The sequence below is a fragment of the Citrobacter werkmanii genome, assembly GCF_008693645.1.
GTDB classification, from domain to species: domain Bacteria; phylum Pseudomonadota; class Gammaproteobacteria; order Enterobacterales; family Enterobacteriaceae; genus Citrobacter; species Citrobacter werkmanii.
This window is the reverse complement of record NZ_CP044101.1, coordinates 295,068-312,617: the sequence shown is the minus strand read 5'-3', so window position 1 is coordinate 312,617 and position 17,550 is coordinate 295,068. Positions and strand designations below refer to the sequence as shown.

The following is a 17,550-nucleotide window of genomic DNA, read 5'->3' as shown; positions in this document are numbered from 1 at the left end:
GTTGTAAGGTTAAGCCTCACGGTTCATTAGTATCGGTTAGCTCAATGTATCACTACACTTACACACCCGACCTATCAACGTCGTCGTCTTCAACGTTCCTTCAGGAGACTTAAAGTCTCAGGGAGAACTCATCTCGGGGCAAGTTTCGTGCTTAGATGCTTTCAGCACTTATCTCTTCCGCATTTAGCTACCGGGCAGTGCCATTGGCATGACAACCCGAACACCAGTGATGCGTCCACTCCGGTCCTCTCGTACTAGGAGCAGCCCCCCTCAATTCTCCAGCGCCCACGGCAGATAGGGACCGAACTGTCTCACGACGTTCTAAACCCAGCTCGCGTACCACTTTAAATGGCGAACAGCCATACCCTTGGGACCTACTTCAGCCCCAGGATGTGATGAGCCGACATCGAGGTGCCAAACACCGCCGTCGATATGAACTCTTGGGCGGTATCAGCCTGTTATCCCCGGAGTACCTTTTATCCGTTGAGCGATGGCCCTTCCATTCAGAACCACCGGATCACTAAGACCTGCTTTCGCACCTGCTCGAGCCGTCACTCTCGCAGTCAAGCTAGCTTATGCCTTTGCACTAACCTCCTGATGTCCGACCAGGATTAGCTAACCTTCGTGCTCCTCCGTTACTCTTTGGGAGGAGACCGCCCCAGTCAAACTACCCACCAGACACTGTCCGCAACCCGGATTACGGGCCCACGTTAGAACACCAGCCATTAAAGGGTGGTATTTCAAGGATGGCTCCATGCAGACTGGCGTCCACACTTCAAAGCCTCCCACCTATCCTACACATCAAGGACCAGTGTTCAGTGTCAAGCTATAGTAAAGGTTCACGGGGTCTTTCCGTCTTGCCGCGGGTACACTGCATCTTCACAGCGAGTTCAATTTCACTGAGTCTCGGGTGGAGACAGCCTGGCCATCATTACGCCATTCGTGCAGGTCGGAACTTACCCGACAAGGAATTTCGCTACCTTAGGACCGTTATAGTTACGGCCGCCGTTTACCGGGGCTTCGATCAAGAGCTTCTCCTTACGGATAACCCCATCAATTAACCTTCCGGCACCGGGCAGGCGTCACACCGTATACGTCCACTTTCGTGTTTGCACAGTGCTGTGTTTTTAATAAACAGTTGCAGCCAGCTGGTATCTTCGACTGATTTCAGCTCCACGGGTAAACCGCTTCACCTACCTATCAGCGTGCCTTCTCCCGAAGTTACGGCACCATTTTGCCTAGTTCCTTCACCCGAGTTCTCTCAAGCGCCTTGGTATTCTCTACCTGACCACCTGTGTCGGTTTGGGGTACGATTTCGTGTTACCTGATGCTTAGAGGCTTTTCCTGGAAGCAGGGCATTTGTCACTTCAGCACCGTAGTGCCTCGTCATCACACCTCAGCGTTAAAAGGTACCGGATTTACCTGGAACCTCCGCCTACATGCTTAAACCGGGACAACCGTCGCCCGGCCAACATAGCCTTCTCCGTCCCCCCTTCGCAGTAACACCAAGTACAGGAATATTAACCTGTTTCCCATCGACTACGCCTTTCGGCCTCGCCTTAGGGGTCGACTCACCCTGCCCCGATTAACGTTGGACAGGAACCCTTGGTCTTCCGGCGTGCGGGTTTTTCACCCGCATTATCGTTACTTATGTCAGCATTCGCACTTCTGATACCTCCAGCAACCCTCACAGGCCACCTTCAACGGCTTACAGAACGCTCCCCTACCCAACAACACATAGTGTCGCTGCCGCAGCTTCGGTGCATGGTTTAGCCCCGTTACATCTTCCGCGCAGGCCGACTCGACCAGTGAGCTATTACGCTTTCTTTAAATGATGGCTGCTTCTAAGCCAACATCCTGGCTGTCTGTGCCTTCCCACATCGTTTCCCACTTAACCATGACTTTGGGACCTTAGCTGGCGGTCTGGGTTGTTTCCCTCTTCACGACGGACGTTAGCACCCGCCGTGTGTCTCCCGTGATAACATTCTTCGGTATTCGCAGTTTGCATCGGGTTGGTAAGTCGGGATGACCCCCTAGCCGAAACAGTGCTCTACCCCCGAAGATGAGTTCACGAGGCGCTACCTAAATAGCTTTCGGGGAGAACCAGCTATCTCCCGGTTTGATTGGCCTTTCACCCCCAGCCACAAGTCATCCGCTAATTTTTCAACATTAGTCGGTTCGGTCCTCCAGTTAGTGTTACCCAACCTTCAACCTGCCCATGGCTAGATCACCGGGTTTCGGGTCTATACCCTGCAACTTAACGCCCAGTTAAGACTCGGTTTCCCTTCGGCTCCCCTATACGGTTAACCTTGCTACAGAATATAAGTCGCTGACCCATTATACAAAAGGTACGCAGTCACACCCTAAGGTGCTCCCACTGCTTGTACGTACACGGTTTCAGGTTCTTTTTCACTCCCCTCGCCGGGGTTCTTTTCGCCTTTCCCTCACGGTACTGGTTCACTATCGGTCAGTCAGGAGTATTTAGCCTTGGAGGATGGTCCCCCCATATTCAGACAGGATACCACGTGTCCCGCCCTACTCTTCGAGTTCACAACCTGTGCATTTTTGTGTACGGGACTATCACCCTGTACCGTCGGACTTTCCAGACCGTTCCACTAACACACATGCTGATTCAGACTCTGGGCTGCTCCCCGTTCGCTCGCCGCTACTGGGGGAATCTCGGTTGATTTCTTTTCCTCGGGGTACTTAGATGTTTCAGTTCCCCCGGTTCGCTTCGTTAACCTATGTATTCAGTTAACGATAGTGTGACGAATCACACTGGGTTTCCCCATTCGGAAATCGCCGGTTATAACGGTTCATATCACCTTACCGGCGCTTATCGCAGATTAGCACGTCCTTCATCGCCTCTGACTGCCAGGGCATCCACCGTGTACGCTTAGTCGCTTAACCTCACAACCCGAAGATGTTTCACTTCTGATTGCGAAAATTTGAGAGACTCGAACACACCTTTTATCTGTTCTTATTACGGAGAACAGACACAGTGTGTCGTTTCAATTTTCAGCTTGATCCAGATTTTTAAAGAGCAAAACTTCGCAGTGAACCTTTTCAGGTACACTCTGAAGTTTTCTTGGGTTGTTGCAGTAAAGATGGTGGAGCTATGCGGGATCGAACCGCAGACCTCCTGCGTGCAAAGCAGGCGCTCTCCCAGCTGAGCTATAGCCCCATCGTAGTTATCTCATTCACCTTAATTCTTGCTGAGACAAGGCGTGGAACGGCGAAGCATACTTCAGTATGTGAGTCGTTTCACAACGCGGTATCAGAAAGAATTTGGTAGGCCTGAGTGGACTTGAACCACCGACCTCACCCTTATCAGGGGTGCGCTCTAACCACCTGAGCTACAAGCCTGCAGAGATTTTCTTACTGCTAATTTTCATCAGACAATCTGTGTGAGCACTGCAAAGGTCGGTTCTTTAAGGTAAGGAGGTGATCCAACCGCAGGTTCCCCTACGGTTACCTTGTTACGACTTCACCCCAGTCATGAATCACAAAGTGGTAAGCGCCCTCCCGAAGGTTAAGCTACCTACTTCTTTTGCAACCCACTCCCATGGTGTGACGGGCGGTGTGTACAAGGCCCGGGAACGTATTCACCGTGGCATTCTGATCCACGATTACTAGCGATTCCGACTTCATGGAGTCGAGTTGCAGACTCCAATCCGGACTACGACATACTTTATGAGGTCCGCTTGCTCTCGCGAGGTCGCTTCTCTTTGTATATGCCATTGTAGCACGTGTGTAGCCCTACTCGTAAGGGCCATGATGACTTGACGTCATCCCCACCTTCCTCCAGTTTATCACTGGCAGTCTCCTTTGAGTTCCCGACCGAATCGCTGGCAACAAAGGATAAGGGTTGCGCTCGTTGCGGGACTTAACCCAACATTTCACAACACGAGCTGACGACAGCCATGCAGCACCTGTCTCACGGTTCCCGAAGGCACTAAGGCATCTCTGCCAAATTCCGTGGATGTCAAGAGTAGGTAAGGTTCTTCGCGTTGCATCGAATTAAACCACATGCTCCACCGCTTGTGCGGGCCCCCGTCAATTCATTTGAGTTTTAACCTTGCGGCCGTACTCCCCAGGCGGTCGACTTAACGCGTTAGCTCCGGAAGCCACGCCTCAAGGGCACAACCTCCAAGTCGACATCGTTTACGGCGTGGACTACCAGGGTATCTAATCCTGTTTGCTCCCCACGCTTTCGCACCTGAGCGTCAGTCTTTGTCCAGGGGGCCGCCTTCGCCACCGGTATTCCTCCAGATCTCTACGCATTTCACCGCTACACCTGGAATTCTACCCCCCTCTACAAGACTCTAGCCTGCCAGTTTCGGATGCAGTTCCCAGGTTGAGCCCGGGGATTTCACATCCGACTTGACAGACCGCCTGCGTGCGCTTTACGCCCAGTAATTCCGATTAACGCTTGCACCCTCCGTATTACCGCGGCTGCTGGCACGGAGTTAGCCGGTGCTTCTTCTGCGAGTAACGTCAATCGCTGTGGTTATTAACCACAACGCCTTCCTCCTCGCTGAAAGTACTTTACAACCCGAAGGCCTTCTTCATACACGCGGCATGGCTGCATCAGGCTTGCGCCCATTGTGCAATATTCCCCACTGCTGCCTCCCGTAGGAGTCTGGACCGTGTCTCAGTTCCAGTGTGGCTGGTCATCCTCTCAGACCAGCTAGGGATCGTCGCCTAGGTGAGCCGTTACCCCACCTACTAGCTAATCCCATCTGGGCACATCCGATGGCAAGAGGCCCGAAGGTCCCCCTCTTTGGTCTTGCGACATTATGCGGTATTAGCTACCGTTTCCAGTAGTTATCCCCCTCCATCGGGCAGTTTCCCAGACATTACTCACCCGTCCGCCACTCGTCACCCGAGAGCAAGCTCTCTGTGCTACCGTTCGACTTGCATGTGTTAGGCCTGCCGCCAGCGTTCAATCTGAGCCATGATCAAACTCTTCAATTTAAGTTTGATGCTCGTGAATTAAACTTCGTAATGAATTACGTGTTCACTCAGAGACTTGGTATTCATTTTTCGTCTTGCGACGTTAAGAATCCGTATCCTCGAGTGCCCACACAGATTGTCTGATAAATTGTTAAAGAGCAGTGCCGCTTCGCTTTTTCTCAGCGGCGCGGGGTGTGCATATTACGCTATCCCGCTTCAGAGTCAAGCGTTTATTTACGCTTTTCTCCGCTGACCCGGCGGCGTGTAATCCGTTGTTCCGTGTCAGTGGAGGCGCATTATAGGGACTTATTTCAGGCTGACAAGGGGAAATTCAAAATAATTTTCCGAGTGATTATTTTTTATTCTTTACGCTTATTTTGGCAACGTTTTGTGGGTTAATTGGGCAATTTCCCGTGCAAAACCCGCGACCTGTTCCCAATCGGTATACACCACTTCTTTATGCGTATCCGTTTCACCGCCTGACATCTTCATTATCAGTTGGATCATCACACGGTCATACCAGCGATAGCGGGGATACAGCAAAGCGCCGGCAATAACCGCACTGCGATCAGGCCGCCACGGCGAACTCATCAGGAACTTACGCGCATAGCTGTTGGTTTGCGGCGTACGCTTCTCCGGTTTACGGGCAACCAGGTTAACGGAGTAGAACGCACTCGGCATCGCATTCAGCCGCGTGGCATGCTTTTTCACAAACTCCTGAAATGCGGCATGATAATGACCATAGCGAATCGAGGCGCCAATCACCACGCTGTCATAATTTTGCCAGTCAGGCTCCGCGGTGCGATGCAAATTAACAACATCCGTCCAAACGCCCAGCTCTTTGAGTTCAGAAGCCAGATACTCGGCGATTTCACGCGTTTGCCCGTCCCGGGAAGAAAAAAGAATCAGTGTTTTCACGTGTTACTCCATTATTCACGCCAGAAAGTAGGGGTAAAGAGTACCAGCAGAGTAAAGACCTCCAGACGACCAAACAGCATATTGGCAATCAGGATCCACTTCGCCACGGGGTTCATACTGGCAAAGTTGTCGGCGACAACGCCCAGCCCAGGACCGAGGTTATTCAGCGTCGCCACCACGGAGGCAAACGCGGAGAAGTCATCAACACCGGTCGCAATAATCGCCAGCATACTGATAATAAAGACCAGTGCATAGGCAGAAAAGAATCCCCAGACGGCTTCAAGAATTCGCTCCGGCAGCGCACGGTTACCCAGCTTGATACTGTAAACAGCATTCGGGTGAACCAGACGTTTCAACTCGCGGTTACCTTGCTTAAACAGCAACAGGATACGAATCACTTTCAAGCCACCGCCCGTAGACCCGGCACAGCCGCCGATAAAGGCAGAACACAACAACAACACCGGCAGGAACAGCGGCCAGCGGGCAATGCTGTCGGTGGTAAATCCGGCGGTCGTCGCCATTGATACCACCTGGAAAAAGGCCTGGTTGATGGTCGTGAGCGCTGAACCGTAGGTATTGTGTATCCACAGTACCAGCGTACAGACAGCCACTAGCGTCAACTGCACGCCGATGAACATGCGAAATTCCGGATCGCGCCAGTAGACCTTCAGGCTACGGCCGCTTAATAAAGAGAAGTGCAGGCCATAGTTACAGCCGGAGATCAGCAAGAAGATAGCAATGATGGTGTTGATCGTGGGACTGTCGAAATATCCCACGCTGGCATCGTGCGTGGAAAAGCCGCCAATCGCAATCGTGGCAAAGCTGTGCCCAATGGCGTCAAACGCTGGCATCCCGGCAAACCATAGCGCCAGTGCACATGCCACCGTCAGCAATACATAGATAAGCCACAGGGTTTTCGCCGTTTCGGCAATACGCGGGCGCATTTTATTATCTTTCAGCGGCCCCGGCATTTCTGCCCGGTAGAGCTGCATCCCCCCGACGCCAAGAATAGGCAGAATAGCCACCGCCAGCACGATGATCCCCATCCCGCCGAACCATTGCAGCATCTGTCGATAAAAGAGGATAGCGTGTGGCAATGAATCCAGCCCCACCAGCGTTGTTGCCCCGGTGGTGGTCAATCCGGAAAAGGATTCAAAAAATGCATCGGTAATCGTCAGGTTAGGGCTTTCCGCAAAGATGAACGGCAGCGCACCCACGCTACCCAGCACGGTCCAGAACAAGACGACAATCAGAAAACCTTCGCGAGATTTCAGCTCGCCTTTCTCTTTGCGGTTCGGCCACCACAGCATGGAGCCGATCGCCAGAGCAACGAAGAAAGTTTGGGTAAATGCACGCCCTGCCCCATCACGATAGATGAGAGCCACCAGTCCGGGGATAATCATTGTCCCCGAGAATAAGATGACCAGTAGTCCAACGATTCGGGTAATGGCGCGAAAATGCATCTCTACCGCTTCCTTAGTTCTTTAAAATGAGGTGGGGATTATTCTTCAATCGCTAACAATTGCAATGAACCACGACTAAAATCCGCCAGTTTTGCCGAAAATTCATCCACTTTGGCATAAGGAAGCGCCACCCTGAGCCGAACAAAAGCCTGGTAATCACTGGCAACGACTTTACCGTCAAACTGACCCAGCAAAGCTTCTATGCCTGCCAGCTGACCGTACTCACACTGCAAAGTATATTCGGTTAATGGCGTCTTGCGCTGTGTCGTTAACTGACGCAACGCCTGATTCACACCGCCACCGTAGGCTTTTACCAGCCCACCCGTACCGAGAAGGATACCGCCGTAGTAGCGCACCACCACTGCGGTAATCTCACCGACACCGCTGCCCATCAGCTGCGCGAGCATCGGCTTGCCTGCCGTTCCCGCCGGTTCGCCATCGTCTGAAAAGCCCAACTGCTGCGAGTCATTCGGCGCACCCGCCACCCATGCCACACAATGGTGGCGGGCGTCCGGGTGTTCCGTTTTGACGGACTCAACGAATGCTTTCGCCGCTTCTACGCCGTCCGTATGGGCGAGCAGCGTAATGAAGCGGCTTTTTTTGATCTCTTCAACGACGCTAACCGGCGCCGCAGGGATTAACCAACTGTCCATTACGCCAGTTTTAAATCCCGCGTCATGTTTTCGATATTGTTCTCATGGACCACCACGTTGTCTTCAATACGAATACCGCCGAACGGTTTCAGAGCTTCAATTTTCTGCCAGTTGAAGTGTTTGCTGAACTGCCCTTCACGCCACGGCGCCAGCAGTGATTCAATAAAGTAGATGCCCGGTTCGATGGTCAGAACCATGCCCGGCTGCAGAACACGGGTGCAGCGCAGGTAAGGATACTTCGACGGGGCAGCAAGGTGGGTACCGCTGTCATCCTGCATAAAGCCAGCGACATCATGCACCTGCAGACCCAACGGGTGACCAATACCGTGCGGCATAAACGGTCCAGTAAGATCGTTTTCCACCATCGCCTCTTCACTCATATCGGTGATGATTTGATGCTTACGCAGCAGCTTCGCGATGCGCTGATGGAACTGAATGTGGTAATCCACGTAGCTGGTACCTGCTTTCATGGTCGCGATAAGCGCCAGCTCTTCGTCGTTAACATCTTTCACCAGATGCGCATAGTCGTTGTCGCTTTTCGCCGACCAGGTACGCGTCAGGTCTGCCGCATAGCCGTTATATTCCGCACCAGCGTCCAGCAGGAAGCTGCGAATTTCAGACGGCGCCTGATGATCCAGTTTGGTGTAATGAAGAACCGACGCATGCTCATTAAGCGCAACGATGTTGCTGTATGGCACGTCAGTGTCGCGGTGACCGGTCGCGGTCAGATAAGCCAGGTTGATGTCAAACTCGCTCATCCCGGAACGGAACGCTTCTTCCGCGGCACGGTGTCCATTCACCGCCATTTTCTGCGCTTCGCGCATACAGGCCAGTTCGTAATCCGTTTTAAAGGCGCGGTAATAATGCAGGTAGTCGATCACCCCTTTCGGGTTGATGTTGCTGGCCGCGATGTCCAGTTGCAACGCACGTTCCGGAACCGGACCAATATAACCGATATTGCCGCGAGCAGCTGGCAGTTGGCTACCGATACCGTCCGCTTTTGGCAGCGCGATGATCTCGATTTCTTCTGTCCAGAAGGAGGTCGGCAGCGGCTCAACGTTATGCCAGTAGTCGACCGGCAGATAGAACCACAATTTTGGCTTATTCACACCATCCACCAGCAACCAGCAGTTAGGGACCTGCGTTACGGGTACCCAGGCTTTGAATTGCGGATTGACCTTAAACGGGTACGGATGGTCGTCAAGAAAGACGTTAACAAGTTCGCCAGAGTGAATAAGTAACGCATCCAGCTTGAAGCGTTCCAGCGCGTCGCGCGCCCGCTCTTGTAAGGTAACGATATGATTTTTATAGAGTGCGGCCAGTGATTCCATTTTCTATCCTTCTGTTTTTGACCTCAAGACTCCGCATCTTAGCACATCGCTTTGTGAGTGCGTGATTTCTGCCGAGCGTGATCGAATCGTCATTTCTTTAATCATTCATTTGCATTTTTTTAACATAAAACACACACTTCGATTCATCTGGTATGACCAGATCACCTTGCGGATTCAGGAGACTGACATGCTTTACAAAGGCGACACCCTGTACCTCGACTGGCTGGAAGATGGCATCGCCGAACTGGTGTTCGATGCCCCTGGTTCGGTCAATAAACTCGACACAGCCACCGTTGCCAGCCTGGGCCATGCGCTTGACGTGCTGGAAAAACAACCGAATTTAAAAGGGCTGCTGCTGCGCTCTAACAAAGCAGCCTTTATTGTCGGTGCCGATATCACCGAATTCCTTTCATTGTTCCTCGTGCCTGAAGAACAGTTGAGCCAGTGGCTGCATTTTGCCAACAGCGTCTTTAATCGTCTGGAAGATCTACCTGTTCCGACCCTCTCAGCGGTAAATGGTTATGCGCTGGGCGGCGGCTGCGAGTGTGTGCTGGCGACCGATTACCGTCTGGCAACGCCGGACCTGCGCATCGGCCTGCCGGAAACCAAGCTGGGCATCATGCCAGGCTTTGGCGGATCCGTACGTATGCCACGTATGCTGGGTGCGGACAGCGCGCTGGAAATCATTGCTGCGGGTAAAGATGTTGGTGCTGAGCAGGCGCTGAAAATCGGCCTGGTCGATGGCGTCGTGAAACACGAGAAACTGCTTGATGGCGCGATCGCCATATTACGTCAAGCGATTAACGGCGATCTCGACTGGAAAGCCAAACGCCAGCCGAAGCTGGAACCGTTGAAACTCAGCAAAATTGAAGCGGCGATGAGCTTTACTATCGCCAAAGGTATGGTGGCGCAGACGGCCGGGAAGCATTATCCCGCACCAATCACTGCCGTGAAAACGATTGAGGCGGCAGCCCGTTTTGGCCGTGAAGAAGCACTGAACCTGGAAAATAAAAGTTTTGTTCCACTGGCGCACACCAGTGAAGCTCGCGCATTGGTTGGGATCTTCCTTAACGATCAGTTCGTGAAAGCCAAAGCCAAAAAGCTCACCAAAAATATTGAGGCGCCAAAGCAAGCGGCGGTGCTGGGCGCGGGGATTATGGGCGGCGGTATCGCTTACCAGTCGGCCTGGAAAGGCGTGCCGGTTGTGATGAAAGATATCAACGACAAATCATTAACGTTGGGCATGACCGAAGCGGCCAAGCTGCTGAACAAACAGCTCGAGCGCGGCAAAATTGACGGCCTGAAAATGGCGGGCGTGATTTCCACTATCCATCCAACCCTCGACTATAGCGGCTTCGAGCGTGTGGACGTGGTAGTCGAAGCGGTTGTGGAAAACCCGAAAGTGAAAAAAGCGGTACTGGCGGAAACCGAAGATAAGGTACGCCCGGACACCGTACTGGCTTCGAACACCTCAACCATTCCAATCAACGAACTGGCCAGCGTGCTCAAACGCCCGGAAAACTTCTGTGGCATGCACTTCTTTAACCCGGTGCACCGCATGCCGTTGGTTGAGATCATTCGCGGCGAAAAAAGCTCAGATGAAACCATCGCTAAGGTTGTCGCCTGGGCAAGCCAGATGGGCAAAACGCCAATTGTGGTCAATGACTGCCCTGGTTTCTTCGTCAACCGCGTGCTGTTCCCCTATTTTGCCGGTTTCAGCCAGTTGCTGCGCGACGGAGCGGATTTCCGCAAAGTCGACAAAGTGATGGAAAAACAGTTTGGCTGGCCGATGGGCCCGGCTTATCTGCTGGACGTGGTGGGGATTGATACCGCGCATCACGCACAGGCGGTGATGTCTGCGGGCTTCCCACAGCGTATGCAGAAAGATTATCGCGATGCGATCGATGCCCTGTTTGATGCTAACCGTTTCGGACAGAAAAACGGTCTCGGGTTCTGGCGTTATAAAGAAGACAACAAGGGCAAGCCGAAGAAAGAAGAAGATACCGCCGTTGATGGTCTGCTGGCAGAGGTCAGCCAACCGAAACGCGACTTCAGCGATGACGAGATTATCGCCCGCATGATGATCCCAATGATCAACGAAGTGGTGCGTTGTCTGGAAGAAGGCATTATCGCCAGCCCGGCAGAAGCCGATATGGCGCTGGTGTATGGCCTGGGCTTCCCTCCGTTCCACGGCGGTGCGTTCCGCTGGCTGGATACGCTCGGCAGCGCGAAGTATCTCGATATGGCCCAACAGTATCAGCACCTAGGCCCACTGTATGAAGTTCCGGCCGGTCTGCGTGATAAAGCGCGCCATAACGAACCGTATTATCCCCAGGTTGAGCCTGCCCGCCCGGTTGGCAGCCTGAAAACGGCTTAAGGAGTCACAATGGAACAGGTTGTAATTGTTGATGCGATCCGTACCCCGATGGGCCGTTCAAAAGGGGGAGCGTTTCGTAACGTGCGGGCAGAAGACCTCTCCGCACATTTAATGCGTAGCCTGCTGGCGCGTAATCCGGCGCTGGAGCCATCCGCGCTTGATGATATTTACTGGGGCTGCGTGCAGCAAACGCTGGAGCAGGGTTTCAATATCGCTCGTAACGCGTCACTACTGGCGGAAATCCCACATTCAGTACCGGCAGTGACCGTTAACCGTCTGTGTGGTTCATCCATGCAGGCGCTGCATGATGCAGCACGCATGATCATGACCGGCGATGCTCAGGCGTGCCTGATTGGCGGCGTGGAACATATGGGCCATGTGCCGATGAGTCACGGGGTTGATTTCCACCCGGGTATGAGCCGCAACGTGGCGAAAGCCGCGGGGATGATGGGCCTGACGGCGGAAATGCTCTCCCGCATGCACGGTATTAGCCGTGAAATGCAGGATGCCTTCGCCGCACGTTCACACGCTCGCGCCTGGGCTGCTACACAGTCTGGCGCATTTAAAAATGAAATCATCCCGACTGGCGGTCATGATGCAGACGGCGTGCTGAAGCAGTTTAACTACGATGAAGTTATCCGCCCGGAGACCACGGTTGAAGCGCTTTCTACCCTGCGCCCGGCATTCGATCCGGTTAGCGGCACGGTGACGGCCGGTACCTCTTCCGCGCTTTCCGATGGTGCTGCCGCGATGCTGGTCATGAGCGAAAGCCGTGCCCGTGATCTGGGTCTGACGCCACGTGCCCGAATTCGTTCAATGGCCGTTGTCGGCTGCGACCCTTCCATCATGGGTTACGGTCCGGTTCCGGCTTCAAAGCTGGCGCTGAAAAAAGCGGGGCTCTCCACCAGCGACATCGGCTTGTTTGAGATGAATGAAGCTTTTGCCGCCCAGATCCTGCCGTGTATTAAAGATCTGGGGCTGATGGAGCAGATCGACGAGAAGATCAACCTCAACGGCGGGGCGATCGCATTGGGTCACCCGCTGGGTTGTTCCGGTGCGCGTATCAGCACTACCCTGCTCAATCTGATGGAACGCAAAGACGTACAGTTTGGTCTGGCGACGATGTGTATCGGGTTAGGTCAGGGCATCGCGACGGTATTCGAGCGAGTTTAATCAAGGCACGCCGGGGGCGCTTCGCTTGCCCGGCCTACGAAATGTTATCTCAAAGCCATTGGTGCCAGAACAAGGCGGCAAGTGAATGAATCCCGATGAGCTTACGTGTAGTAAGTGATTCGGGTGAATGAGCGCAGCCAACACAGTTATGGTGCCAATGGCGAAGAGAGAAAATTTAGTTGCCGTTCTTCCCGCCTGTCAGGGGCGGGTTTTTTATTTCCCTGAACTACCACGTACCACTAACTGCACCGGCAGCAGCAGATTCTCTTCCTGCTTCTCTTCCAACAGTAAACGCAGCGCTTCCCGACCCAGCTGTTGCTTATCAACCGCGATAGTGCTCAGCGGCGGATGTGACCAGGCTGCGGCATCAATATCATCAAACCCTACCAGCGCAAGGTCTTCCGGGATACGTATGCCCTGCTGCGCGCACACTCTTTGAACAACCATCGCTGCCGCATCGTTATAGGCAAAAATGGCATCGGGTGGCTCCGGCAACCTGAGCAGCTCATTAACCGCCTCTACCAAAGATTGCTCGGTATCGAGCAACGGCGGCGCGATGGCTTCGTACTCTGGCGGCATCAGCAACCGGGCTTCATACAATGCCTGACGATAGCCCTTCTCACGCTGACGAATACTGTAGTGAGAAAGTGTACTGGCAAGAAACGCGATGCGGTTGCGACCTTGTGCAATCAGGTGTTGCGTGGCCAGATAGCCGCCCTGGGTATTGTCCGGATTGACACAAGGCAGGCCAGGCGCCCAGAGATCCACCAGTACCAGCGGCAGTTTCATCTGTTGCAGCAGCCCAAGCAATTCAGGCTCAAAAAATCCGGCGCAGATCAGCGCATCCGGCTGGTGCAGCATCACCTGCTCACTCACCGTATCACCCGGACCGATAGACAGAAAGCTCAGCGCAATACCATTCTCGCGACAAAGATCTTCTATACCTAACAGCAGTTGGGAGTAAAACGGTAATGCGCGGCTGATATTGTGCTGACGATGCAGCAAAAACAGGACGCGTTTGATCTTGTCGCTGCGCAAGCGGGAAAAATCATAACCCTGCTGCTGCGCCACAGAAATAATGCGCAACCGGGTATCCTCACGCAGCCCCGGCTGCCCTTTTAGGGCGCGGGAAACAGCGCCAACTGAGACCCCACATGCTTCGGCAATGTCTCTGATACGTACAGGTTTCGTCATTTCACTCTCATTGATTCTACGCAGGCTCGTTGCGCCCCCAGCCAGGCGGCACCACGTACGCCGCTGCTGTCGCCGTGTCTGGCCGGAACGATCGGTGTACGGCACTGTTTACCAAATACGTACTGTGCTACTCGCGCCTGCAAGCCAGAATACAGTAAATCGATATTAGATACCCCGCCCCCCAACACAATCACATCGGGATCGAGCGTATTCACCACGCTTGCCAACGCTCGCGCCAGTTGATCGCAATAGCGTTCCCATAACAAACAGGCATCTGCATCACCCGATTCTACCTGTCGCATAATTTGTGGCACACCCGCATGTTGCGCGGTGTGGTTCAAATACTGGCGTTCCAGACCGCTGCCGGAAATAAAGCTTTCGATACAGTTCAACTGTCCGCAATAGCATGTCACTGCGGCCCCATCTCGGGATTCATGATAACGCGGCAAGGCATTATGCCCCCACTCGCCTGCGCAGGCGTTAGGACCGGAAATCAGGCGGTTATCGATACACACACCGCCGCCGCAACCGGTACCGAGGATGACGCCAAAAACGACGCTGTGCCCATATCCGCTGCCGTCCATCGCCTCTGACAGCGTAAAGCAGTTAGCATCGTTGGTGACGGGCACTGCCATCCCTAACGCTTGCTCAAGATCTTGCGCAAAGCTCTGCTGATTCAGCACCAGAATGTTGGAGTTTTTGATTAACCCTTCGCTATCCACCGCACCGGGCACCCCAACGCCAACCGAGAAAGGCTGATTAACGGCCTGCCTGGCCTTAGCAATCATCTCCGTTACGGCGTGGAAAAAATCGCCATAGCTCTGCTTTGGGGTTGCGCATCGCTCGCGATAAACAATTTCCCCCGTATTATCAATCACTACCGCTTCGATTTTAGTCCCGCCAATATCCAGGCCAAGCCTCATGTTTTTTCCCTCGTTTGCGCCTTGTAATGTGATGCTGCATAGCTTGCCAACCTTGTTTACTAAACAAAAAGAGCTCCGTCACAAAAGCTTATTTTTATGATTAATAGATAGAAAAAAATGTTTACTAAAAACTGGTGAAGAAAGAAAGGCAACGAGACCGGGCTTGCACCCTGTTAGTAGAAGTAAGGTGAGTAATGAATGCGCCGGAAGGGCTCCGGCGCACAGCGCTTAAATAAACGCGAACGCGTCGCCAAACAGGCGGTCTTCACGCGCACTGCGTTCATTGCAGAACAGATCGCGCGCGATTTTAGCCATTTCAAAACGTCCGGCAATGTAGATATCGTGTTCCGCCAGGGTACCGTAATCCTGTAATACTGCCGTTAATACGGTGCCCGTACGGCCACGCCAGCCTTCTTCAGGCTGTTCTACCACTGGCTCAACGCGCAGATTCGGATGATTTACTGACAGCGCTTCCAGCTCAGAGAGATCGTAGAGATGCTTCTCTTCGCGCCCGCCCCAGTAAATAGTGATATCGCGATTTGGATTGCGCGCCAGCGCGGTAAGCAGAATGGAACGCGCGTAAGAGAATCCCGTCCCGCCGGCAATCAGGAGCAACGGTCGTTCGTCCTCATCACGTAGCCAGGCTTCGCCATGCGGAATGTCGACCTTAATTTCCCGGTCTTTCAGAATGCGGTCCATCACGGCCATGGCGTACAGATTTAGCTCAGAAGCGCCAACGTGCAGTTCAATGAACCCCTGCTCGTCCGGCGTAGATGCCATGGAGAACGGGCGCTTATCTCGTTCGTCCATCACGACCATTAAATACTGGCCGGCACGAAAGGAAAACGCCGCGTCTGGCACTAAACGAACGCGATATACGGTGTCAGTGATAGCTTCTACCGAGGTCACTTTACAGCTTAAGGTTGTCATGCGCTCTCTCTGTCGGATCAATAGGCAAAACGATCGCGCCTCAGGCGCTTTTGCCGTCATTAAAGATGGCCAGTTCATCCCAAATTGCGTCAATACGTGCAGTGACTTCAGGATCTTTTTTTATCGGACGTCCCCATTCGCGTTGGGTTTCGCCCGGCCATTTATTGGTGGCATCCAGCCCCATTTTTGAACCAAGACCGGAAACCGGCGAGGCAAAATCCAGGTAATCAATGGGTGTATTCTCTACCAGTACAGTATCCCGGGCCGGGTCCATACGCGTCGTAATCGCCCAAATCACATCATTCCAGTCGCGTGCGTTGACGTCATCATCGCAGACAATAACAAATTTGGTGTACATAAACTGACGCAAAAACGACCAGACACCCATCATGACGCGTTTGGCATGACCAGCGTACTGTTTTTTCATCGTCACCACGGCCAGGCGATATGAGCAGCCTTCGGGAGGCAGGTAAAAGTCGACGATTTCCGGAAACTGCTTTTGCAGAATAGGCACGAAGACTTCATTCAGCGCCACGCCAAGCACTGCGGGCTCATCAGGCGGGCGTCCGGTGTAGGTAGAGTGATAAATTGCATCTTCACGCTGAGTAATGTGCGTGACGGTAAAGACCGGGAAGCTATCTACTTCATTGTAGTAACCAGTATGATCGCCATATGGTCCTTCCGGGGCCATTTCACCCGGTTCGATATAGCCTTCCAGCACAATTTCAGCGCTGGCAGGCACTTCCAGATCGTTGGAAATACATTTGACCACTTCAGTTTTGGTGCCACGCAACAGCCCGGCAAATGCGTACTCAGATAATGTATCCGGGACAGGTGTAACAGCGCCCAGAATTGTTGCCGGGTCTGCTCCCAAGGCCACAGAAACCGGGAACCGTTCACCAGGATGCGCCGCGCGCCACTCCTGATAATCAAGCGCGCCGCCGCGATGGGAAAGCCAGCGCATAATGAGCTTGTTTTTGCCAATCAGTTGCTGACGATAGATACCGAGATTCTGCCGCTCTTTATGCGGGCCGCGCGTAACGGTCAGCCCCCAGGTAATCAGCGGCGCAGCATCCTCTGGCCAGCAGGTCATAATCGGAATACGGTTTAAATCGACTTCATCGCCTGAATAGATTTTTTGCTGGCAAGGCGCGCCGCGTAACCGCTTAGTCGGCATGTTCAACACCTGCTTAAACTGCGGCAGCTTATCGAACAGATCGCGAAATCCTTTCGGTGGCTCAGGCTCTTTCAAAAACGCCAACAGCTTACCCACTTCCCGTAGCGCCGAGACATCTTCTTGCCCCATCCCCATCGCCACACGCTTCGGTGTGCCAAACAGGTTACACAGCACCGGCATTGTATAGCCTTTAGGATTTTCAAACAGTAACGCAGGCCCACCGGCACGCAAGGTGCGATCGGCAATTTCAGTGATCTCCAGATGGGGATCCACCTCAAGCGAAATGCGTTTGAGCTCGCCCTGCTGTTCAAGCAGCGTCAGGAAGTCGCGTAAATCGTGATATTTCATGGCGTCCATTGTGGCCTCTTCGTAAGCGCTTCATTATACGGCGTTCATCATTGTGATGCTGTATTTTTGTTAAATTAGCGTGAACTCTGGCGATACATATAAGGCCT

10 protein-coding genes, 2 tRNA genes and 2 rRNA genes are annotated in these 17,550 nt (G+C 53.2%); 2 read left to right on the top strand and 12 right to left on the bottom strand.

Features of this window, described 5'->3' with window-relative positions; all coding sequences use genetic code 11:
- Positions 1 to 5: 5 nt before the first annotated feature.
- From FOB24_RS02170 to pepQ, 8 genes are all read right to left on the bottom strand, one after another.
- Positions 6 to 2,910: ribosomal RNA gene (locus FOB24_RS02170) — 23S ribosomal RNA — on the bottom strand.
- 198 nt (positions 2,911 to 3,108) lie between these two features.
- Positions 3,109 to 3,184, bottom strand: a tRNA-Ala gene (locus FOB24_RS02165).
- 105 nt (positions 3,185 to 3,289) lie between these two features.
- A tRNA-Ile gene (locus FOB24_RS02160) sits at positions 3,290 to 3,366 on the bottom strand.
- A 71-nt stretch (positions 3,367 to 3,437) separates the two neighbouring features.
- Positions 3,438 to 4,977 (bottom strand): 16S ribosomal RNA (locus FOB24_RS02155).
- Together the 16S and 23S rRNA genes with 2 tRNA genes alongside form the textbook arrangement of a ribosomal RNA operon.
- A 351-nt stretch (positions 4,978 to 5,328) precedes the next feature.
- A complete protein-coding gene (gene hemG / locus FOB24_RS02150) occupies positions 5,329 to 5,874 on the bottom strand; it encodes a menaquinone-dependent protoporphyrinogen IX dehydrogenase (protein WP_038634428.1) in 546 nt (181 codons plus the stop codon).
- An 11-nt stretch (positions 5,875 to 5,885) separates the two neighbouring features.
- Entirely contained in the window at positions 5,886 to 7,337 is a 1,452-nt protein-coding gene (gene trkH, locus FOB24_RS02145) for a Trk system potassium transporter TrkH (RefSeq protein WP_003017848.1), read from the bottom strand.
- A 38-nt stretch (positions 7,338 to 7,375) separates the two neighbouring features.
- On the bottom strand, positions 7,376 to 7,990 hold the full coding sequence (locus tag FOB24_RS02140) for an IMPACT family protein (protein WP_085049785.1): 615 nt from the start codon (positions 7,988 to 7,990) through the stop codon (positions 7,376 to 7,378).
- Entirely contained in the window at positions 7,990 to 9,321 is a 1,332-nt protein-coding gene (gene pepQ, locus FOB24_RS02135; protein ID WP_038634435.1) for a Xaa-Pro dipeptidase, read from the bottom strand. The genes FOB24_RS02140 and pepQ overlap by 1 nt, the downstream gene beginning before the upstream one ends.
- 187 nt (positions 9,322 to 9,508) lie before the next feature.
- Between pepQ and fadB the strand changes: the two genes are divergently transcribed.
- Together fadB and fadA are read left to right on the top strand one after the other, a co-directional pair.
- Positions 9,509 to 11,698 carry a fatty acid oxidation complex subunit alpha FadB gene (gene fadB, locus FOB24_RS02130; protein WP_150344459.1) on the top strand — a complete coding sequence of 730 codons (2,190 nt, stop codon included), beginning with the start codon at positions 9,509 to 9,511 and terminating at the stop codon, positions 11,696 to 11,698.
- Positions 11,699 to 11,707: 9 nt separating this feature from the next.
- A complete protein-coding gene (gene fadA / locus FOB24_RS02125) occupies positions 11,708 to 12,871 on the top strand; it encodes an acetyl-CoA C-acyltransferase FadA (RefSeq protein ID WP_150344458.1) in 1,164 nt (387 codons plus the stop codon).
- A gap of 213 nt (positions 12,872 to 13,084) precedes the next feature.
- Here fadA and FOB24_RS02120 read toward each other — a convergent pair whose 3' ends face one another.
- The 4 genes from FOB24_RS02120 to ubiD form a co-directional block, all read right to left on the bottom strand.
- Positions 13,085 to 14,065: a LacI family DNA-binding transcriptional regulator gene (locus FOB24_RS02120; RefSeq protein WP_137347630.1), complete on the bottom strand. Its 981-nt coding sequence runs from the start codon at positions 14,063 to 14,065 to the stop codon at positions 13,085 to 13,087.
- Positions 14,062 to 14,988 carry an ROK family protein gene (locus FOB24_RS02115; RefSeq protein WP_087856728.1) on the bottom strand — a complete coding sequence of 309 codons (927 nt, stop codon included), beginning with the start codon at positions 14,986 to 14,988 and terminating at the stop codon, positions 14,062 to 14,064. Before FOB24_RS02115 ends, FOB24_RS02120 begins: the two co-directional genes overlap by 4 nt.
- 228 nt (positions 14,989 to 15,216) lie before the next feature.
- Positions 15,217 to 15,918 (bottom strand): NAD(P)H-flavin reductase, encoded by a 702-nt coding sequence (gene fre, locus FOB24_RS02110; protein WP_038634448.1) that lies wholly within the window; start codon positions 15,916 to 15,918, stop codon positions 15,217 to 15,219.
- A gap of 40 nt (positions 15,919 to 15,958) precedes the next feature.
- Positions 15,959 to 17,452 (bottom strand): 4-hydroxy-3-polyprenylbenzoate decarboxylase, encoded by a 1,494-nt coding sequence (gene ubiD, locus FOB24_RS02105; protein ID WP_150344457.1) that lies wholly within the window; start codon positions 17,450 to 17,452, stop codon positions 15,959 to 15,961.
- Positions 17,453 to 17,550 lie beyond the last annotated feature (98 nt).